Below are 24863 nucleotides of genomic sequence, written 5' to 3'. Positions count from 1 at the left end.
TTCCTTTCTAGTTGGTTTTGTGGTGATTCTATTCTAGCGGAAATGTTGTGTGTCTTCCTTGTTTTTTAATGAGAAAATAGGACCGATAGATTTTTTTCTATCAGTCCAATAAATTATAGAGCCACTAAAAAAGGAAACATGATAAGACAGGTGCTCTGCTTATCATGTTTCTTTTTTAGGTATTTTTCTAAATAGTTTCTTTTCAGGCTTTGCATAGGTAAAGCCTTCGCCAATCGCCTCGTGTACATTTGTAACGGAAATAAATGCTTTTGGGTCCAGTTCGTGAACGATTCGTTTAATCTCTATAATTTCACTTGGGCTGACAACAACATATAAGATCTTTTTGTCGATTTGAGAATAACCGCCTGTTCCGGAGAGATAGGTTACTCCCCGTTCCAGCATTGCCATAATCACTTCACCAATGTCTTCTGAACAGTTTGAAATGACTAACATTCCTTTGGCTGAATAAGCACCATCCAGGACTGAGTCCACAATTTTGCTGAAAACAAATGAAACAATTAACGTATACATTATTCGTTTTACATCCAAATAGGTTAAGGATAATGTTAATACAAAGACATCAAAGAGAAGTAGAGAACGTCCCATACTGACTCCGAAATTCTTCTCTAGTATCCTCGCAATAACATCGCTTCCTCCAGTAGTTCCACCCACTCGATAAATCAAACCGCTGCCTGCACCTCCCACCAGTCCTGCCAGCAAAGAAGCAATTAGAAGATCATGGTCTAAATTAATGGAAACTGGAAAGCGTTGAAAAATCCACAGAAAGGCGGAAAGTGAAAGTGTCCCGATAATCGTATAATAAAAGGCGTGCTTCCCCAATATTTTTCCGCCAATTAGAATCAGCGGGATATTAATAAGCAAAGTAGAATAGGCTGGATCAATGTTGAAGAGTGCCAGTAAAATCAGTGTAATACCGGTAACACCGCCTTCAGCAAGATCATTTGCGATATTTATATTTACAAGACCAAAAGCATAAAGTGCCGTCCCAAATAAAATAATAATACTATCTTTAACATAAAAACTTTTTTCTTCCATATGCTCACCTCCTTTTCCTTCATCACTGTATCATTCAATACAAAAAACAACAAGAAGAATCTTTTCAACTGAAAAAGTTTTTGATAAGATGTCAAAGAAGGAAGGTTGTGAATGAAATGACAGAAAAGTCAGAATCACTAAGAGCCATGCAGAAAGAAGTAGATACGTATATTCAGCAGTTTAAAGCAGGTTATTTTTCACCGTTGAGCCAGATGGCCCGTTTAACAGAAGAAGTGGGAGAACTTGCCAGAGAGATCAATCATTACTACGGAGAAAAACTAAAAAAAACGGATGAACAGCCAAAAACAGTGGAAGAAGAACTGGGAGACGTCTTATTTGTCACAATGATTATGGCCAATTCTCTTGATATTGATCTGACAGAAGTGTTTAATAGAAATATGGATAAATTTAACAAACGGGACACCTACCGTTTTGAGAGAAAGGATGGAAAAACACATGATTAAAATAACAATAGCCGGATTTAAAGGGAAGATGGGGAGTACTGCACTGAATATGGTGTTAAATGACCCGGAGCTGGAACTGGTAAGTGTGTTGGACCCTTTTGCAGAAGAAAAAAATATTAATGAAATCCCTGAATACCGTTCGTTGGACATCCCTGTTTTTAAGACAAAAGAGGCATTGCTCCTTACGAAGCCGGATGTCTGGATTGATTTTACAGTTCCGGCTGTTGCCTACGAAAATACGCTCTTTGCCGTTGAAAATAAGATTGCTCCAGTCGTTGGAACAACAGGCTTTACAGAAGAACAAATTGAGACCTTGAAAAAAAAGTCAGGAGAACTTAAAGTTGGCGGTTTGATTGCGCCTAATTTTGCAGTCGGAGCTGTTTTAATGATGCAGTTCGCCCAGAAAGCAGCTGAATATTTTCCGGATGTGGAAATTATTGAACTTCATCATGACTTGAAACTGGATGCACCTAGCGGAACAGCAATTAAAACAGTCGAAATGATGGCTGAGGTTCGCCAGGAAAAGCATCAAGGTCATACGGAAGAAAAAGAGCTGATTCCAGGAGCGCGTGGAGCAGATTATGAAGGAATGAAGATTCACAGTGTACGGCTGCCAGGACTGATTGCCCATCAGCAAGTTCAATTCGGAGGAACTGGAGAAGGACTGCTGCTTCGTCATGATTCATATGACCGCAGCTCATTTATGACTGGCGTTGCACTGGCTTGTAAAAAAGTCGTTGGTTTAAATAAGTTGGTTTACGGATTGGAAAATCTATTATGAAATTGGATATCATGCCAGAAGAATTTGTCAAAGCACTTGGTGTTATTAAAGAAATTGAGCTTCATGGATTTGAAGCTTATTTTGTAGGCGGCAGCGTAAGAGATGCCTTGCTTGGGAAAAAAAGTCATGATGTCGATATTGCTACAAGTGCGTATCCTGAAGAAATCAAGAGAATTTTTAAGCGGACTGTAGATGTAGGTATTGATCATGGAACAGTATTAGTCTTATATGAAGATTCTCAATATGAAATTACAACCTTCAGAACGGAATCAACCTATCAGGATTTTCGAAGACCAGATAAAGTGACATTTGTCCGATCACTCGAAGAAGATCTAAAAAGAAGAGATTTCACGATTAATGCCTTGGCACTGGACAAGGAAGGTACAGTGATTGATCTGTTTCATGGATTGGATGATTTGAAAAATGGGGTTATTCGTGCAGTTGGGAATCCCAAAGAGCGATTTCATGAAGACGCGCTGCGTATGATGAGAGGGCTTCGCTTCGCCAGTCAGCTTGATTTTACGATTGAGACAGAAACGCTCAAAGCAATTTATACCTTCCATGCGCTGCTTTCCAAGATATCTGTAGAACGTATTTCTGTAGAGTTCTCAAAACTATTGTTGGGAAACAACAGACAAAAGGGGTTTAGCCCGTTTATAGAAACTGAATGTTATCGAAATTGTCCCGGTTTGGCAGAACATCTGAACGGCCTGCTTCGTTTTTCAGCGCTGCCGAATTTTCCAATAGAAGAAGAACGTCAGGCATGGGCGCTGCTGATTAAGGAGCTGCCAGTTCCCAATAAGGAGATTCGTCTGTTTCTAAAAAAGTGGAAGCTGTCGAATCAAATGATTCATGAAACAGCAGAACTGGTCTGCTTTTTGAATAAGAGGTTGGAAGGAGATTGGTTGCCGGAAGCTCTTTATCGTGCCGGTCTTGATCGGGCATTGGCGGTTGAAAAGCTATTGTCTTTTTATAATCTGAAAGGTAAACTAAAAGAGACGGAAGAACAATTTTTAGCGTTACCAATCAAAGAAAGAAAGCAGCTGGCAATTACAGGGAACGATTTAATGACAATTATTGACAGGAAGCCTGGCAAATGGCTGGGTTTATTGATTGATTATCTTGAGAAATCTGTTATCAATAACGAGATTTCAAATGATAAAGAGATGCTAATTTCTTGTTCAAAAAAAATTATTGAGCAGCAGGATTTTCAAGGCTGAGTATTTATCGCTTCAATTTCACCTTGAAAATTATTTTGTTGCCAATTTTACAGGTAATGAAACAAATTGTTTTTGAAAATAAAAGGAGTGGAAGAAATGGATACTTTTTCCAAAAAATTTGTTGTTAAAGAAGAACACACTGCTAAAAATGCTGGGTCCGGCGATCTGGATGTACTTGCAACACCGGTAATGATTGCTATGGTAGAAAATACTGCAAAGGATTTTCTGGGAAAAGAATTGGCTGACGAAGAAACAAGTGTTGGGACTTCAATTAATGTGAAACATTTACATCCATCAAAAGTAGGGACTGAGATTACTGTTACTGTAAAATGTACAGAGCAGGAAAAAAATAAAATCGGCTTCTCTTTTGAAGTGATGGATGAAGATAAGCTTGTTGCAACAGGTGAGCATTATCGTGCAGTGATATTAACAGAAATTTTTCTGAGCAAACTGGGTTAGCACAACAAAGCGTTTTTTTAGTCACTTGTCCGTAAATATGCTAAACTGAAAAGTGTGTTAAGACTATTTTTTAAGGAGATAATATTATGGCAAGAGAAATGACCGGGTTAAAATTTTATTTTAGAAATGGCGAGACTTGGACAATTAACCGCCGCTACATTGGAGATTTGTGGATCAAACAGATAACTACAAGCTTTGGACGTATCAATGGCAGTGAATTTGTAGAAATTCATCCATGTGCCGGTTTTAAAATCGAGATTTTTCAGGAAGGCGATCATGTTCAAACCCATGATATCAACATGGGCGGCTTAGAATCAGGAATGTTCGCACGAGCTTTGAAATACGAAGATATCGAACGTATGGAAATTTTATACAAAAGCGGTACGCCTGATTTAGTTTACTTCCCATACAAAGACAAAAGTGATGAAGGCTTGGATAATGTTTATCAATCAACAAAAATCAGTGAAAAAACAAACAGTCTGTACATTGTAATTGATCCAACTCAAACGGTTGATGATATTTACGCATCTGAATTATAATTCAATATTCTATTTGGACACCTCTTCTGACGGAGGTGTCTTTTTATTAACGGTTTTAGTCGGTTTTAATCAATAAAGATGCTGAACAAAAATATGCGTAACTACATGTGGTAAAGTGTTAAGTCATCAACAGTTAATCGGAAATTATATTCTTAGACAGTTCATACACTAACCCTCTGAATTTAAAAGCAGAATTAAAAAGAACTTTTCTTTTTTTAATTTATTTGTTGACAATGGTTATAGATAAGCTTATACTTATCTCAATTCTTAAAAACAGTAGTGGAGTGATTGACATGAAAAAAGCAATTAAGAAACATTCACAACTGAATAAGTATTACTTTAGCTATTTTAGATGAGTTTGTATTCATGAGTATCATGGGTGCAAACAGTGCAAAACGCAAGTTTGTATCTATGATGGCTAAAGAATTTCAACATGACTTTCAAGCCGCGTAGATGAAAATCTATAGTGGCTTTTTCTTTAATTTTTTTTGCGAGGTACTCACTGTAGATTTTCTGTAAAATTTCAGTGGGTATCTCGCTTTTTATTTTGATTTTATGGAGGTTGAAGGATGGAAAACAAGATTACAGGACACACCCGATTGGTCGGATTATATGCAACTCCGATTCGACACAGTGTTTCACCTATGATTCAGAACACAGCATTCCAGGCACTCGGGATCGATGCAGTATATCTGGCATTTGAGCTTGGAACGGATCGTCTGCCGCAGGTGATTGATTCAATACGTAATTTAGACATGCTGGGTGCAAACCTGTCCATGCCGAACAAAATGGCTGCAGTTCCTTTGATGGATGATTTAAGTGAAGCAGCCAAGCTGGTTGGCGCTATCAATACGATTGTTAATGTGAACGGTAAGCTGACTGGTCATATTACAGACGGTACTGGATTTATGCGAAGCTTAAAAGACATGGACATCGATATCATCGGACGAAAGATGACACTTATAGGAGCAGGCGGGGCAGCAACAGCAATTATTGTACAAGCTGCACTTGATGGTGTGAAAGAAATTGCCGTTTATAATCGCAGAGATGAATTTTTTGAAAAAGTAAAAGAAAAGCTGACTTATATAAAGCAGCAGACAGGCTGCAATATTCATTTGCATGATTTGGAAAATGAAAGCGAGCTGGCAGCAGACGTAAAAGACAGTACATTGCTGGTTAATGCTACAGGGGTAGGAATGAAGCCGGATTTGGAAGCTGCTCCTATCAGTGATTTTTCAATCATCACAAAAGATCTGGCGGTATTTGATGTCATCTATACTCCAAGAGAAACTCGATTGTTGAAAGAAGCAAAAGCCAGAGGCGCAAAAACAGCCAATGGACTTGGGATGCTTTTGTATCAGGGCGCCGCAGCATTTGAGCTTTGGACGGGTAAGGAAATGCCAATAGAAACAGTAAAATCTATTATTGAAAACAGCTAATAAAACATACAAAGAAAACTCAGGAGGAATTTAATTATGATTGTTATTATGAAAGCTAATGCAACGAAAGAACAGGTAGATTCAATTATCAATAGAGTCAAAAAAGAGGGATTGGATGTTCAGATTAATCAAGGAAAAGACCATGTAGTTATCGGACTTTTAGGAGATACCAGAAAAATGCAGGATGTTGCTTTTAACAGCTATGAAGGGGTAGAAAACACCGTTCGTATTTCCAATACTTACAAACTGACATCAAGAGAGTTTCATCCACAGGATACAGTTGTTGATGTAGATGGTGTTAAGATCGGAAATGGCGAATTTGTCACAATGGCCGGTCCCTGTTCCATTGAAGGATTGGATCAGATTAGAGAATGTGCAAGAATTGCTAAAGCAGGAGGAGCTCAGATTTTACGCGGAGGAGCTTTTAAACCGCGGACGTCTCCATACGCTTTTCAGGGACTGGAAGAAGAAGGGTTGAAATTCATTCGTCAGGCAGCAGATGAGCTCGGAATGAAGGTTATTACAGAAGTAATGGATGAAGCCCATATTGACATGGTTGCTGAATACAGTGATATTTTGCAAATTGGCGCCCGCAATATGCAGAACTTTAAACTGTTGGCATCTGTCGGGAAGACAGGAAAACCAATTGGCTTAAAACGCGGAATTTCAGGTACAATTGATGAGTGGCTGAATGCAGCGGAATATATCGCTGTTCAAAACAATAATAATGTGATTTTTATTGAACGGGGAATCCGCACCTACGAAACAGCAACACGAAATACATTTGACTTAAGCGCAGTTCCATTAATAAAAAAACTGAGCCACTTCCCAATTATTGTAGATCCAAGCCATGGAACAGGAATTTGGGATCTAGTGCCGCCTATGGCTCGCGCAGGAGTTGCAGCAGGAGCAGACGGTATGATTGTGGAAATTCATCCAGATCCGGCAAATGCATGGTCTGACGGACCTCAGTCATTGAACGAAAAAACTTACCTGCGAATGATGGCAGAAGTTCAAATAATGGAAAAAGCGATGAAAGAGATTCGAAATCTGGACAAATAAATCAGCATCGCTTCAATGAATGAGTATAAAAGAAAGCAGGGATTATATGTTAACAGTTACCCTTCCAAATCACAGCTATGAGATTATCATTGAAAAAAACAGTCTGTCTCGTCTGGGAGAGTGGGTTCAGCAATTATGGAAGCCTCAAAAAATCGCAGTAATCACAGATCGTACAGTAGATAAAATTTATAGTTCAACGGTACTTGAGCAATTATCAGTTGCAGGGTTTGATGTTACTAAATTTGTAGTACCGGCAGGAGAACCCAGTAAAAATTTAACAAATACTGAAAAAATCTATGATCATCTGGCTGAAAATCAGTTTACTCGAAGTGATGGAATTATTGCACTTGGAGGTGGTGTGATTGGTGACCTGGCAGGTTTTGCTGCTGCAACATATATGCGTGGTATTCATTTCCTGCAGGTACCAACTACACTACTTGCTCAAGTTGACAGCAGTATCGGAGGAAAAACGGGTGTCAATACTAACCGAGCAAAAAATTTAGTTGGTGCATTTTGGCAGCCAGACGGTGTCCTGATTGATCCTGAAACATTGAAAACGTTAGAAAATAGACGTTTGAAGGAAGGGATTGCTGAAATCATAAAATCTGCAGCAATCGCCGATAAAGAGCTCTGGGGAAAACTGCAGCAGTTAAAAGATGAACAGGATCTGCTGCAGCATGCTTCTGAAATTATTACTGATTGTTTAAAGATAAAAAGAAAAGTTGTAGAAGAAGATGAACTGGACAATGGCATTCGGCTGATCTTAAATTTCGGTCACACGATTGGTCATGCCATTGAAAATACAGCTGGTTATGGTGTTGTCAGTCATGGGGAAGCCGTAGCAATAGGAATGGTTCAGATGAATCAAATTGCTGAAGAAAAAGGGTTGACTCCAAAAAATACGACAAACCAGTTAATTGAGTTGATAGAAAAATTCGGTTTGCCTGCTACTTATGACAATTGGCAGGAAGAAACATTGTTTCAAGCGCTGACTCATGATAAAAAAACCAGAGGTACATCAATAAAGATTATTTTACTTGAAACAATTGGTCAGGCAAAAATTGAAACAGTTAGCATTGAAGAGATGAAGGACTATTTGAAAAGGAGCTGAGCTTAGTGAGATTTATTACAGCAGGTGAATCACACGGACCTGAATTAACAGCAATTATTGAAGGACTGCCTGCAGGGCTTCCTTTAAGTGCAGAGGATATAAATTTTGAACTCGCCCGTCGTCAAACCGGCTATGGCAGAGGTGGAAGAATGCTGATTGAAAAGGATATGGTGCGTATCACATCAGGTGTTCGTCACGGAAAAACTCTGGGATCTCCAGTTACTATGATTGTGGAAAATAAAGACTGGAAAAACTGGCAGTCTGTAATGTCGGTTGAACCGGTGTCTGAAAAAGAAAAAAATATTCGCAGAGTCAATAAGCCAAGACCGGGGCATGCGGATCTGGTAGGGGGGATTAAGTACGAGCATGATGATTTCAGAAACGTACTTGAACGATCTTCAGCAAGAGAAACAACGATGCGTGTAGCAATTGGCGCTGTTGCCAAGAAGCTTTTGAAAGAGCTTGATATCGAGGTGGCCGGGCATGTTGTAGTACTTGGAGGAATTAAAGCCGAGATCCCTGAAAATATGACGATATCTGAAGTGAGAAACAGATCAGAGCAGTCAGAGGTACGAGTCGTTGACCCTTCAGTCGAGGAAGAAATCAAAACACTGATTGATCAAACTAAGAAAAATGGCGATACGATTGGTGGGGTTGTCGAAGTATTAGTTGGCGGTGTCCCTGTCGGATTGGGCAGCTATGTCCAATGGGATCGAAAACTTGATGCCAAAATTGCACAGGCAGTTGTCAGCATCAATGCATTTAAAGGTGTGGAATTTGGTATCGGCTTTGAAATGGGGCATAAACCTGGCAGTCAGGTGATGGATGAAATCATTTGGGATAAACAAACCGGTTATACAAGAACATCTAATAATCTGGGTGGTTTTGAAGGCGGAATGACCAATGGCATGCCCATCATTGTGCGTGGGGTAATGAAACCTATTCCTACACTGTACAAACCACTCCAAAGCGTGAATATTGATACTAAAGAAGCCTATAAAGCAAGTGTTGAACGATCAGACAGCACCGCAGTGCCTGCTGCCAGCGTCGTTTGTGAAGCAGTAGTAGCAACCGAGATTGCTCAAGCAGTGCTGGAAAAATTCGGCAGCGATTCATTCGACCAAATGAAAAAGGAAATAACGGATTATCGTCTTTACACTCAGCAATTTTAACCAACTACAAAAATCGGGGTGTGAAGAGAAATGAAACAAAATGTATTAATCATTGGGCTAGGACTGATTGGCACGTCACTGGCACTGGTAATCAGAAAAGAACATCCCAAAACAGTTATTATCGGAATGGATATCGAAAAAAGCTCAGAAGATTTTGCTTTGAAAAGAGGACTAATAGATAAAATTGCGGTTTCAATTAAAAGTGAAGCTCCGAAGGCTGATGTAATTCTGCTGTGCTCTCCTGTTGAAGTAGTTAAGAGGCAGCTGTTGATACTAAGCAAGCTTCGGCTGAAAGAGGAAGTAATCATCTCTGATGTGGGCAGCACCAAACAGGAAATTGTTGCCGAGGCAGAAAAGCTGAAGCTGCATTCATTTATTGGCGGCCATCCCATGGCAGGTTCACATAAGTCGGGGGTTACAGCAGGAGATGAGCGGCTCTTTGAAAATGCGTATTATATTTTAACCCCTAATGTTCTGACAAAACCGGAATATATAAGTTCATTAAAAGAGCTTTTGAAAGGGACAAATGCGAAATTTGTGATATTGACGACAGAGGAGCATGATAAAATCACAGGGATGCTAAGCCATTTACCGCATATTATTGCTGCAGGACTTGTCAATCAAAGCAAGGACTTCACCACCCGACATCCAAGAGCAAAACAATTGGCTGCCGGAGGGTTCAGAGATATGACACGAATTGCATCTTCTGATCCTGAAATGTGGACAGATATATTGATGAGCAACAGAGAAAAGCTTTTGGAGATGATTTCAAGCTGGCAATCTGAAATGAATCAGGTTTCTAAGTGGCTGAAAGAGGAAAACAGATTGGCTGTTTTCCAGTTTTTCCAGGAAGCAAAAGAGACACGAAATCAAATGCCGATCCATAAAGAAGGTGCTATTCCAGCCTTTCACGACTTATTCATAGACATTCCAGATATTCCAGGAGTTATTGCGGAAATTACGGGAATTATCGGAAAAGCAAATCTATCTCTAATTAATTTGAAAATTCTTGAAACCAGGGAAGATATTTTTGGAATTTTGCAGCTGACATTTAAAAGAGAACAAGACTTGACAAAAGCAAAGGAAGTTATTGAAAAAGAAACGAATTATCTATGTTATGAAAAATAATAAAGGAGGGATATTTTGAAATTAGTAACGAATAAACAGCAGCTATCCGGAACAGTTCATGTACCCAGCGACAAGTCCATTTCACATAGAAGTATCATGTTTGGTTCGATTGCTTATGGTAAAACCGTGGTAAAAAATTTTTTACGAGGGGAAGACTGTCTCAGTACAATTGAAGCATTTAGAGCATTAGGTGTGAACATTGAAGACGATGGAGAAACTATTATTGTTCATGGCGAAGGTTTTGAAGGCTTGAAAAAACCTGCTAGGCAGATTGACGTGGGAAATTCAGGAACAACTATCCGCTTAATCAGCGGAATTTTAGCTGGCAGACCTTTTGCCTCAGAACTTTCAGGGGATGATTCAATTGCGAAACGTCCTATGGCCAGAGTGATGAACCCGCTCAATCAAATGGGAGCAGTATGCTCAGGTCATGAAGGAACAGAATTTCCTCCGCTGACAATAAATGGATCGGAGAAACTTCAGCCTATTCATTATGATATGCCTGTTTCAAGTGCCCAAGTCAAATCAGCTGTTCTATTTGCAGCATTACAGGCTGAAGGAATGACAACTGTTGTTGAAAAAGAAAAAACAAGAGACCATACTGAGGATATGATTCGCCAATTTGGAGGAAGCATTGCAGTAAATGATAGAGAAATTCAAGTGACTGGTCCTCAAAAACTAACTGGGCAGGAAGTTACTGTACCAGGAGATATTTCCTCAGCAGCATTCTTTTTAGCAGCTGGATTAATCATACCTGGAAGTAAAATTACATTGACAAATGTCGGCTTAAATCCTACACGAACCGGAATAATTGATGTTATTAAGCAAATGGGCGGAAAGATTACAATAGAAGAAGTGAGCAGCAAAAATAATAAGGCTGGTACACTCACCGTGGAAGCAAGCGAGTTAAAAGGGATCGAGATCAGCGGTGAGATTATTCCTCGTCTAATTGATGAACTGCCGATCATTGCTTTAATGGCTACTCAAGCAGAAGGAATCACCGTTATTCGCGATGCAGAGGAACTAAAAGTGAAAGAGACAAACCGTATTGATGCGGTTGCCAACGAGCTGAATAAGCTTGGAGCGGATATTACACCAACAGATGATGGTCTGATTATACGCGGAAAAACATCATTAAACAGCAGTCGTGTAACAAGCTATGGAGACCATCGAATTGGAATGATGCTTCAGATAGCTGCATTACTGGTAGAAAATGGATCAGTTGAATTAAACAGAGCAGAGGCGATCTCTGTATCTTATCCGAATTTTTTCAATGATTTGGAAATTTTATTTAAGTAGGAGGAGAAAAAATGCAGGGAATCACTCTTATTGGGTTTATGGGAGCCGGTAAAACAACTGTAGGGAAATTATTGTCTAAGTCTACAGGAATGAGCCATATAGATTTTGATGACAAAATAGTAGAAGAGATTGGAATGACGATTCAGGAATATTTCGATTTATATGGAGAGGATGCATTTCGTGAAAAGGAAACCACTGTCTTAAAAAAATATATTGATCACGGCTTTGTCATTTCTACCGGCGGAGGAATTGTTATGCGGCCGGAAAATCGGGAACTATTAAAGCAGATGAAGCCGGTTGTTTATCTGGAAACAACTCCGGAGGTATTTATACCACGACTAAAAAATGATCATACGACAGTTCGTCCTTTGGTTGTATCTAAATCTCCGGAAGAAATAAAACAGGTGTTTGAGCCTCGAATTTCTTTCTATAAAGAATCTGCAAGTATGATTGTCAGTACCGATCAGCGAACACCGGAAGAAATTACAGAAGAAATACTAACTAGGTTAAAGCAGAGGTGAAAAAATGAATGTAGGTTATCTCGGTCCGGAAAGCTCATTTACCCATACAGCAACGAAAACAGCGTTTCCAAAAGATGCATTAATTCCATTTCGTTCAATTCCTGCATGCATCAAAGCAGTTGAATTCGGGGAAGTTGATCTGGGTGTTGTTCCAATAGAAAATACACTTGAGGGCTCAGTGAATACTACAGTGGATTATCTTTTTCATCAAAGCAGGATTCCTGTGGGCGCTGAAATTGTATTGCCGATTTTTCAACAGCTGATGGTCAGTAAAAAAAATCAGGACGACTGGCAAAGTATAACTAGGATTTTATCTCATCCGCAGGCATTGGCTCAATCTCAGGAATTTATCAATCAGTATTTTCCAGATGCACTATTAGAGCCGACACCTTCAACTGCTTATGCAGCAAACTTTGTTTCCGAACATCCAGACCAGAAGATTGCTGCCATAGCACCTAAACTTTCTGCCGAGACATACGATTTGGTTATTGTACAACAGAATATTCAGGATGTTGCAATAAACCGCACCAGATTCTGGGTAATTGGCTCTGAGCAGGTGGAACTTGAACATATTCCAGTTGAAAAGGAAAAAATGACACTCGCTATTACAATGCCTAATAATATGCCGGGGGCACTGCATAAGGCATTATCTGTGTTTAGCTGGCGGGAAATTGACTTAAGCAAAATCGAATCGCGGCCTTTAAAAACAACGCTGGGAGAATATTTCTTTTTAATTGATGTAAATATAAATAAACCAAAAGAACTTATAGAATTTGCTTTGGAGGAAATACGCTTGTTGGGCGGTTCGGTAAAAGTATTCGGAACCTATCAAATTCATCCGATACATGGAATTTAGAAAACAGGAAGCAAGTATTCAACTAATGATAAACACAGTTGGAGCTTGCTTTCGTGTGTAACAAGAAACTAGTACAGTATCTGTTTTTGATCTGTTCTCATGTTCGTATTTTGCAGAAATATAATCTATTGTTCGCCAGGTATCGAAAATTATTTCTCTGATTTTAGTCATTAAAATTATTTTTATATTTCGGAATTATTTATGCAAAATTTTTACATAAGATAGTTTTTGAAGGAGATTCAAAATACTTTGCTTACAGATAACAATAGAAAAAATAAATGTTCATTTTTATCAGAGACCTTTTAAAATATCCGTTAATTTAGAAATATATGATAAAGCAACAGAAGAGCTTTACAAGTACAGAAGGGTGATTTAAATTATATATTTTTCATATTTTATTTGGAAATTCAGGAGTGTTTATTACAAATAAACAGAGATAATATTCTTTTTAAAAAGGTTATTTTTTCTAAAAAATGACTGTTGAACAAAGACATTTACTTTAAAATAGAGTATGCTTATTCTTGACAGTAAAAATGAGGTGGACACGAAATGAGCCGAATGGACCGATTTAAGCATATACATGAAGATTCCCAAAAATCTGAAAATAAAGGAAGCTTTAATCCAAGACGAGAAAAGAATGGACGGAAAACAGAAAAACAACCAGTTGAACAGGACTATCAGGATCAGGAAACGAGATTGTACAGTGATTCGGAAGATAGTGGCAATATTCCGGATCCCGGTAAGCCTCCAAAAGTTAAGAAACCTAAAAAGAGAAGAAAAATAAAGCTGCTGCGTTGGCTGCTCATTATGTTGATACTTTTGATTGTCCTTCCTATTGTTTTCTTTTTCAAAGGGAAACATGCTGCTGAAAATGACACATCGATTCCTCAAGAAGAAGCAGAGATATTTAATGGGGTGACGAGTTCAAATGGAGCAAATAACATTCTGATTCTAGGAAGTGATACTAGGGGAGAAGATTCAGGAAGAGCGGATACTATCATGGTTTTGCAATTGGACGGGCCATCTGGAAAGCCGAAATTGATTTCATTCATGAGAGATACATTTGTTGACATACCAGGATATGAAACAAATAAGATCAATGCTGCTTATGCATATGGCGGTGCGGAGCTTGTCAGACAAACTCTTGCACAAAATTTCGGTATTGATTGCAAATACTATGCTAAAGTAGATTTCCAAAGCTTTGAGAAGGTGATTGATTCTCTATTCCCAGGAGGAGTTGAAATTGATTCAGAAAAAGATTTAAATTTGGATGGCGTTGATATTGCGCAGGGAAATCAAAAGATGGATGGACATGTTCTGTTACAATATGCTCGTTTCAGAATGGATGAAGAAGGAGACTTCGGGCGGGTTCGGAGACAGCAGCAGGTGATGACTGCTGTCATTTCTCAACTGAAATCACCACTGGTTTTAATTCGTACACCCGAATCTGCAGGTAAGCTTATCGGATATATGGCCAATAATATTCCGATGTCATTTATTTTAAAGAACGGACCTTCACTGGCTTTGAAAGGAACAGCAGGTATTGATCGTTTAACAGTCCCTGTTGATGGTTCCTGGTGGGATGAGTACTATGATTATGCAGGGAGCGTTTTAGCGACTGATAATGAGATGAACCAGCAGGCTATACAAGCATTTTTGGCCGATTAGTATAAAAAATACAGTTTTCATCTATTTAAGAGTATGTTATATTTAATAAAGTTTAGAATTATGAAACGAGGGTTTTTATATGAAACTTGCTGTTGTAACTGATAGTACAGCTTATTTACCAGATAGAATTAAGGAACATGATGATTTGTTTGTTATCCCTATTCCAGTAATTTTAGATGGAAAAATTTACAATGAAGGGATAGATATAGAGGCAGATGAATATTACGATCTGTTAAACAGCAGCTCGGAATTTCCAACTACTTCGCAACCAGCATTGGGAGAAGTGATTGAATTATATGAGTCTTTGGCAGCTAAGGGCTATGACACTATTCTAAGTATTCATTTATCCGCTGGAATTTCCGGCTTTGTCACTAATCTGTCTTCTGTTAAAGACAGTGTTAAAGGAATAGACATTTATCCGTATGATTCGAAAATTACAAGTATGCCCATGGGTAACATGGTAGAAACAGCATTGAATTTATCTGAGAATGGCGAGTCTATTCAGAAAATTATCAATAAACTGGATATAATGAGAGATAATACTTATGTGTATTTAGTTGTTGATGACTTAAATAATCTTGTTCGAGGCGGAAGATTGACGAATGGGGTTGCTTTAATTGGCGGACTGCTTAAAATTAAACCGATTTTAACATTTGAAGATGGAAAGATTGTTCTGTTTGAAAAAATCCGTTCGATCAAAAAAGCATTTACCCGAGCAGAAAAAATAATCGGTCAACGTGCTTCTGAGATTAATCATCCTGTGAAGCTGTATGTTATTCATGCGAATAATCTTGCTGTTGCAGAAGAAGAAAAACAAAAGCTTCAGGAACAGTATCCAAATGCAGAAATTGAGATTGGTCATTTTGGTCCGGTTATTGGTACACACTTAGGAGAGAAAGCAATTGGTCTGGCCATTTCTGCCTACTAATTTTTCAGAACTTATTCATTTTATTTTTTGACCGAGGCAGGTGTGCAAAAACTTTCCTCGGTTTTTACTTGAACATTTCCTGTCTAAAATCAATTGTCGGCTAAATATTTCAACAGTTGAGTAGTCTGTGATACACTGTTACAGTGTGCTCAACGGCAATCATTTATTAAAGGGGATATATTCGTGACAGGAAAAATAGAGCGATTGCAGAAAGAAAAAATGCAGCAGGTTCAACTGCTCGCAGTATACTATCAGGTGGTTAACCGTTTACCTCGAGGGGATAGGCGTGATCAAATCATTCGAGAAATACTAGTTAGTAAAAATAAGATCAAACAAATAAATCAGCAGTTGCTGGCTTTTAATTGTAATAACAGAGTTTTATAAAGAGAATAAAATATATAACATTTGATTTGAGACATAATAGATCGTTCGACTTAAAGAAAAGAGATTTCCTGTTGTTATCTTGAGGTTGACACTGAGCCTATTCAGTAAAAAAACGGACTGTTTTTTCATAATCATTGCAGGTTTAAAGGAGCACAAAGGAGGGTATTCCCATTATTGATTTTTTCACAATCATTTTTATTGCATTTGTAGTAACACTGTATATTTATTTGCTCTTAGTCCGTAAAAGTATTGACATGTATGCTAAACGTTCCAACATTCCAATTATTATCGGAATTGTCCTTGGACTGGCATTTCTCGGTTTGGGAATTTTTACACCGCAGACATTAAATGACAAGCTGCAGGATATCTTTACTTCCTGTCTGTTGTTTAGTTTTATGATTGATTCTAAAGGATTGGCAGAAAATAAAATCATTGTGAATTCATTTGATAATAAAGGGATCAGCTATTCAGATCTTGAAAAGATCGTTTTATCAATAAAAGGTGAAGAGATTCGAATGAATTATTTTAGGAATGGCCGGAGAGGCTCATGTTTAGTCTTTAAAATACCATTGGATCAGCTGTTGACATTCCTTGCAGATAAGGTTGCAAAAGATTTGGAAATAGATATCATTATTGAAGAAAATGAATAAGAAAGACAGGGCAAATTACGACTCCAGGTCAATTTGTTCTGTCTTTCTTATTATGAGCTTTTTAAATCGTTCAGGCTTGTAAGCCGGCTTGGATTCTCTTTCCAGTGATTGATTATTTTCAGTGTTTGATTCAGTTTTTTTCCATTTTGATGAGTCCATAAAATTTTCGGGATGTCTCTTAATTGAATATAAAAAGAGTACGTTGCGCTAAATCTGTTAAATTGTGTCCTGAAATCAGCATCCAAAATATCAATTTTCCGATAAATCTTTTTTTCATCACCAGTCTGAATATAAAATCGAAATTGATCAATTTCACCAATAGTAGTTGTTTGAGAAAAATAATTATTAAGAATATATCTAGTTATTTTCTTCGACAGGAAGACCATTAGAATCCCAGAGATAGCAGATAAAAATTGATCAGTGGAGCTAAAACTTAGAAATTTATTAATTGCAATCAAAACTGGCAACCAGAGTAGTAAGAATATACAGCCATCCAACAACCTTCTAAATACGACAAAATTGTTATTAATCCATTTCTTCTTTGAGAAATAGATTGGAATGGAAAAGTGAAAAAATTCTTGATGATTCATTCGAAACCTCCTTTTTTACTTTATAATAACATAAGAAAGAAATATTGTATTTATGAAATTTTATTTATATCTTTTTGATTAGCCTTTTCTTATCAGTCAATCTCAAAATACGAAGCTCTATTTTCATAGTTTAACTTATGCTGCTGAAAACGTTGATTCTCAAGATTTGTAACACTCATAAAAATATTTAAGTTCAGCGGATGAGCTTGATATTAACTACGCAAAATCCAGATGCCGATATTTATAAAGAAGCACGACTTCTTTTTTTAGTCGTTTTTTGTTACAATGTTCAAGATGAAAAGGATGTGAACTTGTGAAAGAATTAAGAGTTGAGCAGTTGACCAAAACTTTTGGTGAAAAAACATTATTTGATCGATTATCATTTTTGATTCATGAAAAAGACAGAATTGGTTTGATTGGTATCAATGGAACTGGGAAAACAAGTTTACTCAATATTTTGGCAGGAGAGGACTCCGGCGAGGGAGATGCCAACCCCATTACTGTGATGAGGGATTACCGAATCGGTTATCTTTCACAGGCTCAGGAATTTGCTCCCGAACTAACTGTACTGGATGCGGTATTTCAAGGGAATACACCCATTGTTCAGGCAGTCCGAGAATATGAGCGGGCACTTCTGGCATTAAACGAAAACGGCTTGGATGAAACAATTCAAAAACAGTACAGCCGAGCAGAAGAAAAAATGAATAAGGAGGATGCCTGGACTGCTGACACCAATGCAAAAATAATTCTTCAAAAGCTGGGAATTGCTACTTTGGAAAAGAGAATTGGAGAATTATCTGGTGGACAGAAAAAGAGAGTCAGTTTGGCTCAAACCTTGATTGAAGCACCTGACTTACTGCTTTTGGATGAGCCTACCAACCATTTAGATTACGAAGCGATTAACTGGCTTGAAAAATATTTGAAGAATTATTCCGGTGCGTTAGTAATGGTTACCCATGATCGTTATTTTTTGGATCGTATTGTCAATCGAATTTTTGAACTCTCACACGGAAAATTATATGAATATAAAGGAAATTATGAAGCTTATTTACGTTCGAAGGCCGAACAAGAACGTGTTGAGATAGAGCAGGAAGAAAAAAGAAAGCAGCTTTTCAAGAAGGAATTAGAATGGATGCGTGCTGGTGTACAGGCGAGAGGAACAAAACAGCAGGCACGTCAGGATCGTTTCCATGAGCTGAAAGAGAATTTGAATCAGGTACAGAGCAAAGAATCAGTTGAGCTGAATCTTGCTTCGCAACGTCTGGGTAAGAAAGTTTTGGAGATAAAAAACGGTTTTTACAGTATTGAGGGAAAACAATTGCTTCGTGATTTTTCATTACTGATTCAGTCGAATGATCGGATTGGAATTACTGGAAAGAATGGTGCCGGTAAATCAACACTGTTAAATATTCTTTCCGGCAGGCTTGAACTGGACAGCGGCTTTTACAGTATTGGCGAAACAGTTCGATTGGGCTACTATACGCAGCAAAATGAAGAAATGAATCCGGAAAAGCGCATGATTGCTTATCTTCAGGAAGCAGCAGAGGAAACCAGAACAGCCGATGGACAGACAATAGGGGTTGCTGAGCTTCTGGAACGATTTCTTTTTCCAAGATCTATGCATGGAACAGTCATTGGAAAATTATCGGGTGGTGAAAAAAGACGGTTATACCTTCTAAAATTGCTGATTAGTCAACCCAATGTTCTCCTTTTGGATGAACCGACAAATGACTTGGATATTGATACACTCACTGTTTTGGAAGATTATATTCAGGGATTTAAGGGCACTGTAATTGCTGTTTCTCATGATCGCTATTTTCTTGATAAAACGATAGATAAACTGCTAATATTTGAAGGAAATGCACAGATTTCCAGTTATTATGGCTCAATGAGCAGTTATTTAGAAAAAAAGCTCGTTGAAGAAAAAGTTGAAATTAAAAAAATAAAGTCTCCCATGATAAACGGAAAAACGGAAAAAGAAAAAAAGAAGCTGACCTATATGGAACAAAAAGAATGGGATGTTATCGAAGACGAGATTGCAGAGTTGGAGGAAAAGCAAGAGCAGATCATTGCTGAGATGAATCGATCCGGTGAAGATTTTACCCGTTTGCAGGAATTGCAGAAGGATCTTGAAAATACAGAAGAAAGACTGGAACAGAAAATTGAACGTTGGGACTATTTGAGTCAGTTTTCAGAATAAAGCAGGAGGATTTTGTATGGAAAAAGCGTATCTTGATTTAGGAAAGAAAATTTTAACAGAAGGAAATTACAAGGAAGACCGGACAGGGACAGGAACAAAAAGTATTTTTGGTTATCAAATGCGATTTGATTTATCTGAAGGATTCCCTTTACTGACAACTAAACGCGTCCCTTTCAGTTTGATTAAAAGTGAGCTGTTATGGTTTATCAACGGGGATACCAATATCCGCTATTTACTGGAGCATAATAATCATATCTGGGATGAATGGGCATTCGAACGTTATATTAAGAGTCCTGAATACAACGGCCCTGACATGACTGACTTTGGTCATCGTGTGCTGACAGATGAAGCGTTTAAAAAATCTTATGATGAGCAGCATCAGCATTTCTGTAAAAATATTCTTGAAGATTCGGCTTTTGCTGAAAAATTTGGAGAGCTTGGAAATATCTATGGAGCGCAATGGCGACATTGGGAAACAAAAGACGGCAGCTTTATTGATCAGCTCCAATCCGTTATTGAGATGATTAAAACAACACCTGATTCACGAAGATTAATTGTGTCTGCCTGGAATCCGGAAGATGTTCCTTCTATGGCTCTGCCTCCATGCCATACAATGTTTCAGTTTTATGTAAATGATGGGAAGCTAAGCTGCCAGCTCTATCAGAGAAGTGCGGATGTTTTTCTTGGCGTTCCTTTTAATATAGCCAGCTATGCATTATTGACTCATTTGATTGCTCATGAAACAGGTCTTCAAGTCGGAGACTTTGTTCATACTCTGGGAGATGCTCATTTATACAGTAATCACTTTGAACAAATGAAGGAACAGCTGTCTCGCGATATACGAGATGCACCTAAACTCCGTTTAAATACGGAAAAGAAATCTGTATTTGATTTTGAAATGGAAGATATCACTTTGGAAGGGTACAATCCCCATCCAGCGATAAAGGCACCAATTGCGGTTTAAAGTTGAAGGGAGTTAAAAAATAATGTTAGCAGCTATTTGGGCTCAGGATGAACAGGGGAATATTGGTAAAGAAAATATCCTGCCATGGCACTTGCCAAATGATTTGAAATTTTTTAAAAAGATGACTGAGGACAATACGATTGTCATGGGAAGAAAGACATTTGAAGGAATGGGGAGCAAAGCACTGCCCAATAGAAAGACGATCATTCTGACTAGAGACAAAGAATATCAAGCTGAAAATGTTGTTGTAATGAACAGCATAGAAGAAGTTATAAACTATGCAGAAGAATTTTCAGGTATTACTTTTATTGCCGGGGGAGCAAATATTTATCAGGATTTCCTGCCTTACTGTGATGTTCTATATCGGACTGTTATTCATGGCGATTTTGATGCAGATACATCCTTTCCTTTTGTCGATTGGGAAAAATGGACGCTGATCAATTCAAGCGAAGGAGAAACAGACGAACTAAACAAGTACCCTCATGAATTCGAAACCTATCAGCGGACAGGTTCATGAATTCTGTGTATAGGAAAGGCTGGCTCCACAGTCAGCTGACGAGATAATTTTACTTTGTCCGGGTGTTGTTGCAAAAAGGAAAAACAGAACTTTACCGTTACGACAACTTTTGGAAAAGTAAAATTATTGGACGACCCCATTTCTGCAGAAGAAAGAGAAGCAGGTTCTGTTTTTTTGAAATGGCTGTAATAGCAACGACTTCTACTTGGACCAGATATCAGAATGAGGTACTTCCAAGTCTGTTAAAAGCAAATCATGTATTTGTTAAGTATCATTAAAGTATTGGCTATGATATCCAAATTAGGTAAACTTAGCTATATAGACCTGTAATATTTCTCATTGGAAAACAGGATGATTGTGTTGGCTATAAAGAGACGTTTCATCTATTTGCTTCTTTTTTCCGGGCAATTTGGACAGCCCGCTCTGTTTTATAACACTTTCAGCACATGAAGCAATCATTTTGAGTAAAAAGCAGAGACCCGTCAGGCCGAATTTAAAGAGCTCGACTGGTCTTTTTGTAAAAAAAATCCAAATTCCTTCGATTAAAGGAATTCAGACCCAGTAAATGGTTTAATTAAATATGATTTCTGTATAGACCAACTACTTTACCCAGTATGGAAACATTGTCCAAAAGGATGGGTTCCAAGGCATCATTTTCCGGTTGAAGACGAATATAATCTGTTTCCTTAAAGAATCTTTTACAGGTAGCTTCATCTTCAGCTGTCATAGCTATGACAATATCTCCATTTGTCGCATCAGCCTGTTTTCTGACAATGACCTGATCACCATCAAGGATACCGGCATTGATCATACTTTCTCCTCGAATTGTCAGCATAAATAATGCATTTTGCTCAAATTGAAGGTCAGGAGGCAAGGGGAAGAAGTCTGACGCTTCCTCAACAGCCAGTATTGGTTCCCCGGCAGTAACAACACCCAGCATAGGAATAGTTGTAGGCTGAACCCCAATTTTTTCCAACCCCTCTGCTGTTAACTCAATTGCCCGAGGTTTGGTTGGATCTCTTAAAATCAGCCCTTTTTTTTCAAGTCTGGCTAAATGGCCATGCACTGTTGACGTAGAGGAAAGATTCACAGCTTTTCCAATTTCGCGAACGGTTGGCGGATATCCTTTTAGCTCTACTTGTTCATATATATATTTTAATACTTCTACCTGTCTTGTCTCGGTACGTTTTGCCAATATCCACACCTTCTTTCAAATTATAGTTACAGTCTAACATATTTCTCTCATGAAATCAAACAAGCGTTCGTGTAAAATCAATAGGAAAGACAGTTGTTTTTTCAAGCATGTTCTTATAAGATAAAAGGGATTGATAAAGGAGGGAAGACGATGCTTTCAAAAGAAAAAATGGAACGTATCAACGCTCTGGCACGTAAAGCCAAAGAAGGTCCGCTTACAGATTTGGAACTCAATGAGCAGAAGAAACTGCGTGAAGAATATCTGCAGACATTTCGTAAAGGAATGCGGCATCATATTGAGGGAATGAAAGTGGTAGATCCAAAAGGCAATGATGTAACACCTGAGAAGCTGAAACAGATTCAAAAAGAAAAAGGGCTGCATGACCGCAAATAATTAGAGTTAACTTTACTAAAAGTAATTGCTTTCATAAATGAATTAAGGTACAATGTGAGTAATAAAGGTAAAAAAAACCTAAATAGGAGATGATATTTTTGTTCGACAAAACTGATCAACTAGGTGTGAATACCATTCGTACGCTCAGCATCGAAGCCATTCAACAAGCAAATTCGGGACATCCAGGACTACCTATGGGTGCAGCGCCTATGGCTTATGCGCTTTGGACCAAGCATTTAAAGGTTAACCCAAAAACCTCAACAAACTGGGCAGATCGCGACCGTTTTGTTCTTTCTGCCGGTCATGGTTCTGCCTTACTTTACAGTCTGCTTCATTTATCAGGCTATAACGTGACAATAGACGATTTAAAGAACTTCCGCCAATGGGACAGTAAAACACCAGGGCATCCGGAAGTCGGTCATACGGACGGAGTGGAAGCAACAACAGGACCATTGGGTCAGGGAATTGCCATGGCTGTCGGAATGGCAATGTCTGAGGCACATTTAGCTGCTGTTTATAATAGAGACAGCTTTAATGTTGTTGATCATTATACGTATGCACTTTGTGGTGACGGTGATTTAATGGAAGGAGTTTCTCAGGAAGCTGCTTCAATGGCTGGTCACATGAAACTGGACAAACTAATCGTTCTTTACGATTCCAATGACATCTCCTTGGATGGGCCGACTTCAAAGTCCTTTACTGAAAATGTCGGCCAGCGCTTCGAAGCCTATGGCTGGCAGCATATTCTGGTAAAGGATGGAAACGATCTGGAGGCTATTTCAAAGGCAATCGAAGACGCCAAAGCTGAGACAGGCAAACCAACCTTGATCGAAGTGAAAACAGTGATTGGATTTGGCGCACCGAAAGAAGGAACATCTGCGGTTCATGGCGCACCGCTTGGTCAGGAAGGAATCGATGCAGCAAAAGTTGTTTATGGTTGGGAATATCCAGATTTCACAGTTCCTGATGAAGTAGCAGAACGCTTTACTGAAAGAATGATTGAAGACGGCGAAAAAGCTGAAGCTGAATGGAATAAACTGTTTGAAAATTACAGCAAATCTCATCCGGATCTTGCAAAACAATTTAAAGATGCCTTTGCAGGAAAATTACCTGAAGACTGGGACAAAGAATTGCCAAGTTATGACGTTGGTTCAAGTGCAGCAAGCCGTGTGACAAGCAAAGATACGATTCAGGCTATTTCAAAAGTTGTTCCAAGCTTCTGGGGCGGCTCAGCCGATCTGTCTGCTTCCAACAATACAATGGTCGCTGGTGAGAAAGATTTTGAACAGGGGCAATATGAAGGTCGAAATATTTGGTTTGGCGTGCGCGAATTTGCGATGGCGGCAGCAATGAATGGCATTCAGCTGCACGGCGGCTCAAAAGTTTATGGCGGGACTTTCTTCGTATTTACAGATTATCTGCGTCCTGCAATTCGCTTGGCGGCTTTGCAAAAAACGCCAGTAACTTATGTGTTGACACATGACTCTGTTGCGGTAGGAGAAGACGGACCAACACATGAACCGATTGAACAGTTGGCAAGTGTCCGTTGCATGCCAGGTGTTCAGGTGATTCGTCCGGCAGACGGCAACGAAACAGTTGCAGCCTGGAAGATTGCCATGACGACAACCGACAAACCGACGATTTTGGTGTTAAGCCGACAAAATCTCCCTGTAATTGAAGGAACAAAAGAACATGCACACGAGACAGTCCAAAAAGGAGCGTATGTAATCTCTCCTCAAAAAGGGGCAACACCTGAAGGAATTTTGATTGCGACAGGCTCAGAAGTGAACCTTGCGATTGAAGCGCAACAAGAGCTTGCCAAACAAGGAAAAGATGTCTCTGTTGTATCTATGCCAAGTTTTGACTTGTTTGAAAGTCAATCTGCAGGATACAAGGAAACAGTCCTTCCAAAAGCTGTTACAAAACGTGTAGCAATCGAAGCAGCTTCTCCATTTGGGTGGGAGCGGTATATAGGAACAGAAGGAGCAACCATCACAATTGATCATTTTGGCGCTTCTGCACCAGGTGATGTAGTTCTAGAAAAATTTGGGTTCACAGTTGATAATGTGATTTCTACCTATGAAAAACTTTAATTCATAAAGCAACCGATAAACTTCCTGTAATTAAGAAGTTTATCGGTTGCTTTTTTTTGTATGTTCTGAAAACCCCCAGCTATGCTGGGGGTTCTTGAGAGCTTCCAGCGTGGTAGTAAAAAAGCCTCCTAAACTGATAAGATGAAGTTGGTTTCCCGACCACCACATCAAAAG

Annotated in this window: 25 protein-coding genes; 22 read left to right on the top strand and 3 right to left on the bottom strand. The window is 38.6% G+C overall.

Annotated elements, in window-relative coordinates; all coding sequences use genetic code 11:
* Positions 1-162 precede the first annotated feature (162 nt).
* Positions 163-1056, bottom strand: coding sequence for a YitT family protein (locus tag IW492_RS16485; RefSeq protein WP_202069055.1), 894 nt, complete (start codon positions 1054-1056; stop codon positions 163-165).
* Positions 1057-1172: 116 nt separating this feature from the next.
* Here IW492_RS16485 and IW492_RS16480 point away from each other — a divergent pair, with 116 nt between their 5' ends.
* From IW492_RS16480 to IW492_RS16400, 17 genes are all read left to right on the top strand, one after another.
* Positions 1173-1520 (top strand): nucleotide pyrophosphohydrolase, encoded by a 348-nt coding sequence (locus tag IW492_RS16480; protein WP_202069056.1) that lies wholly within the window; start codon positions 1173-1175, stop codon positions 1518-1520.
* Complete coding sequence (dapB, locus tag IW492_RS16475) at positions 1513-2301, top strand: 4-hydroxy-tetrahydrodipicolinate reductase (RefSeq protein WP_202069054.1); 789 nt, start codon at positions 1513-1515, stop codon at positions 2299-2301. The genes IW492_RS16480 and dapB overlap by 8 nt, the downstream gene beginning before the upstream one ends.
* Positions 2298-3521 carry a CCA tRNA nucleotidyltransferase gene (locus tag IW492_RS16470; protein ID WP_202069053.1) on the top strand — a complete coding sequence of 408 codons (1224 nt, stop codon included), beginning with the start codon at positions 2298-2300 and terminating at the stop codon, positions 3519-3521. The genes dapB and IW492_RS16470 overlap by 4 nt, the downstream gene beginning before the upstream one ends.
* Positions 3522-3617: 96 nt before the next feature.
* The gene (locus tag IW492_RS16465) at positions 3618-3980 is read left to right on the top strand and encodes a thioesterase family protein (RefSeq protein WP_202069051.1); all 363 of its coding nucleotides are present in this window, start codon (positions 3618-3620) and stop codon (positions 3978-3980) included.
* A gap of 86 nt (positions 3981-4066) precedes the next feature.
* Positions 4067-4519, top strand: coding sequence for a hypothetical protein (locus tag IW492_RS16460; protein WP_202069050.1), 453 nt, complete (start codon positions 4067-4069; stop codon positions 4517-4519).
* Positions 4520-5088: 569 nt separating this feature from the next.
* Positions 5089-5958 carry a shikimate dehydrogenase gene (gene aroE / locus IW492_RS16455; RefSeq protein WP_202069049.1) on the top strand — a complete coding sequence of 290 codons (870 nt, stop codon included), beginning with the start codon at positions 5089-5091 and terminating at the stop codon, positions 5956-5958.
* A 36-nt stretch (positions 5959-5994) separates the two neighbouring features.
* Positions 5995-7020: a 3-deoxy-7-phosphoheptulonate synthase gene (gene aroF / locus IW492_RS16450; RefSeq protein WP_202069048.1), complete on the top strand. Its 1026-nt coding sequence runs from the start codon at positions 5995-5997 to the stop codon at positions 7018-7020.
* 46 nt (positions 7021-7066) lie between these two features.
* Entirely contained in the window at positions 7067-8131 is a 1065-nt protein-coding gene (gene aroB / locus IW492_RS16445) for a 3-dehydroquinate synthase (protein WP_202069047.1), read from the top strand.
* 5 nt (positions 8132-8136) lie between these two features.
* Complete coding sequence (gene aroC / locus IW492_RS16440; protein ID WP_202069046.1) at positions 8137-9303, top strand: chorismate synthase; 1167 nt, start codon at positions 8137-8139, stop codon at positions 9301-9303.
* Positions 9304-9333: 30 nt separating this feature from the next.
* Positions 9334-10431 carry a prephenate dehydrogenase gene (locus tag IW492_RS16435; protein ID WP_202069042.1) on the top strand — a complete coding sequence of 366 codons (1098 nt, stop codon included), beginning with the start codon at positions 9334-9336 and terminating at the stop codon, positions 10429-10431.
* A 15-nt stretch (positions 10432-10446) separates the two neighbouring features.
* Positions 10447-11730, top strand: coding sequence for a 3-phosphoshikimate 1-carboxyvinyltransferase (gene aroA / locus IW492_RS16430; RefSeq protein ID WP_202069041.1), 1284 nt, complete (start codon positions 10447-10449; stop codon positions 11728-11730).
* Between the two features lie 11 nt (positions 11731-11741).
* A complete protein-coding gene (locus IW492_RS16425; protein WP_202069040.1) occupies positions 11742-12251 on the top strand; it encodes a shikimate kinase in 510 nt (169 codons plus the stop codon).
* 4 nt (positions 12252-12255) lie between these two features.
* On the top strand, positions 12256-13107 hold the full coding sequence (pheA, locus tag IW492_RS16420; protein WP_202069039.1) for a prephenate dehydratase: 852 nt from the start codon (positions 12256-12258) through the stop codon (positions 13105-13107).
* A gap of 549 nt (positions 13108-13656) precedes the next feature.
* Positions 13657-14775: an LCP family protein gene (locus IW492_RS16415; RefSeq protein ID WP_202069037.1), complete on the top strand. Its 1119-nt coding sequence runs from the start codon at positions 13657-13659 to the stop codon at positions 14773-14775.
* 79 nt (positions 14776-14854) lie between these two features.
* A complete protein-coding gene (locus IW492_RS16410) occupies positions 14855-15703 on the top strand; it encodes a DegV family protein (protein WP_202069036.1) in 849 nt (282 codons plus the stop codon).
* Between the two features lie 183 nt (positions 15704-15886).
* Entirely contained in the window at positions 15887-16087 is a 201-nt protein-coding gene (locus tag IW492_RS16405) for a hypothetical protein (RefSeq protein ID WP_202069057.1), read from the top strand.
* A gap of 254 nt (positions 16088-16341) precedes the next feature.
* Entirely contained in the window at positions 16342-16737 is a 396-nt protein-coding gene (locus IW492_RS16400) for a hypothetical protein (protein WP_202069035.1), read from the top strand.
* A 50-nt stretch (positions 16738-16787) separates the two neighbouring features.
* Here the strand turns inward: IW492_RS16400 and IW492_RS16395 are convergent, their stop codons facing one another.
* Entirely contained in the window at positions 16788-17327 is a 540-nt protein-coding gene (locus IW492_RS16395) for a hypothetical protein (protein WP_202069034.1), read from the bottom strand.
* A 337-nt stretch (positions 17328-17664) separates the two neighbouring features.
* Between IW492_RS16395 and IW492_RS16390 the strand changes: the two genes are divergently transcribed.
* Genes IW492_RS16390 through IW492_RS16380 form a run of 3 tightly spaced genes read left to right on the top strand, consistent with a single transcriptional unit; the run spans position 17665 to position 21008 of the window.
* Positions 17665-19527: an ABC-F family ATP-binding cassette domain-containing protein gene (locus IW492_RS16390; RefSeq protein ID WP_236671970.1), complete on the top strand. Its 1863-nt coding sequence runs from the start codon at positions 17665-17667 to the stop codon at positions 19525-19527.
* Between the two features lie 16 nt (positions 19528-19543).
* Positions 19544-20491 carry a thymidylate synthase gene (locus IW492_RS16385; RefSeq protein WP_202069030.1) on the top strand — a complete coding sequence of 316 codons (948 nt, stop codon included), beginning with the start codon at positions 19544-19546 and terminating at the stop codon, positions 20489-20491.
* A gap of 22 nt (positions 20492-20513) precedes the next feature.
* Positions 20514-21008 carry a dihydrofolate reductase gene (locus IW492_RS16380; RefSeq protein ID WP_202069028.1) on the top strand — a complete coding sequence of 165 codons (495 nt, stop codon included), beginning with the start codon at positions 20514-20516 and terminating at the stop codon, positions 21006-21008.
* A gap of 574 nt (positions 21009-21582) precedes the next feature.
* Here the strand turns inward: IW492_RS16380 and lexA are convergent.
* The gene (gene lexA / locus IW492_RS16375) at positions 21583-22203 is read right to left on the bottom strand and encodes a transcriptional repressor LexA (RefSeq protein WP_202069026.1); all 621 of its coding nucleotides are present in this window, start codon (positions 22201-22203) and stop codon (positions 21583-21585) included.
* A gap of 150 nt (positions 22204-22353) precedes the next feature.
* Between lexA and IW492_RS16370 the strand changes: the two genes are divergently transcribed.
* Together IW492_RS16370 and tkt are read left to right on the top strand one after the other, a co-directional pair.
* The gene (locus tag IW492_RS16370; RefSeq protein WP_202069023.1) at positions 22354-22596 is read left to right on the top strand and encodes a DUF896 family protein; all 243 of its coding nucleotides are present in this window, start codon (positions 22354-22356) and stop codon (positions 22594-22596) included.
* 98 nt (positions 22597-22694) lie between these two features.
* Positions 22695-24689, top strand: coding sequence for a transketolase (gene tkt, locus IW492_RS16365; RefSeq protein WP_202069021.1), 1995 nt, complete (start codon positions 22695-22697; stop codon positions 24687-24689).
* The last annotated feature ends 174 nt before the right edge of the window (positions 24690-24863 follow it).

Origin of the sequence: Enterococcus sp. BWB1-3, from assembly GCF_016745275.1 — a bacterium.
Taxonomy (GTDB): Bacteria; Bacillota; Bacilli; order Lactobacillales; family Enterococcaceae; genus Enterococcus_L.
Note: the sequence above shows the minus strand (reverse complement) of the source record. Positions and strands in the feature narration are given on the sequence as shown.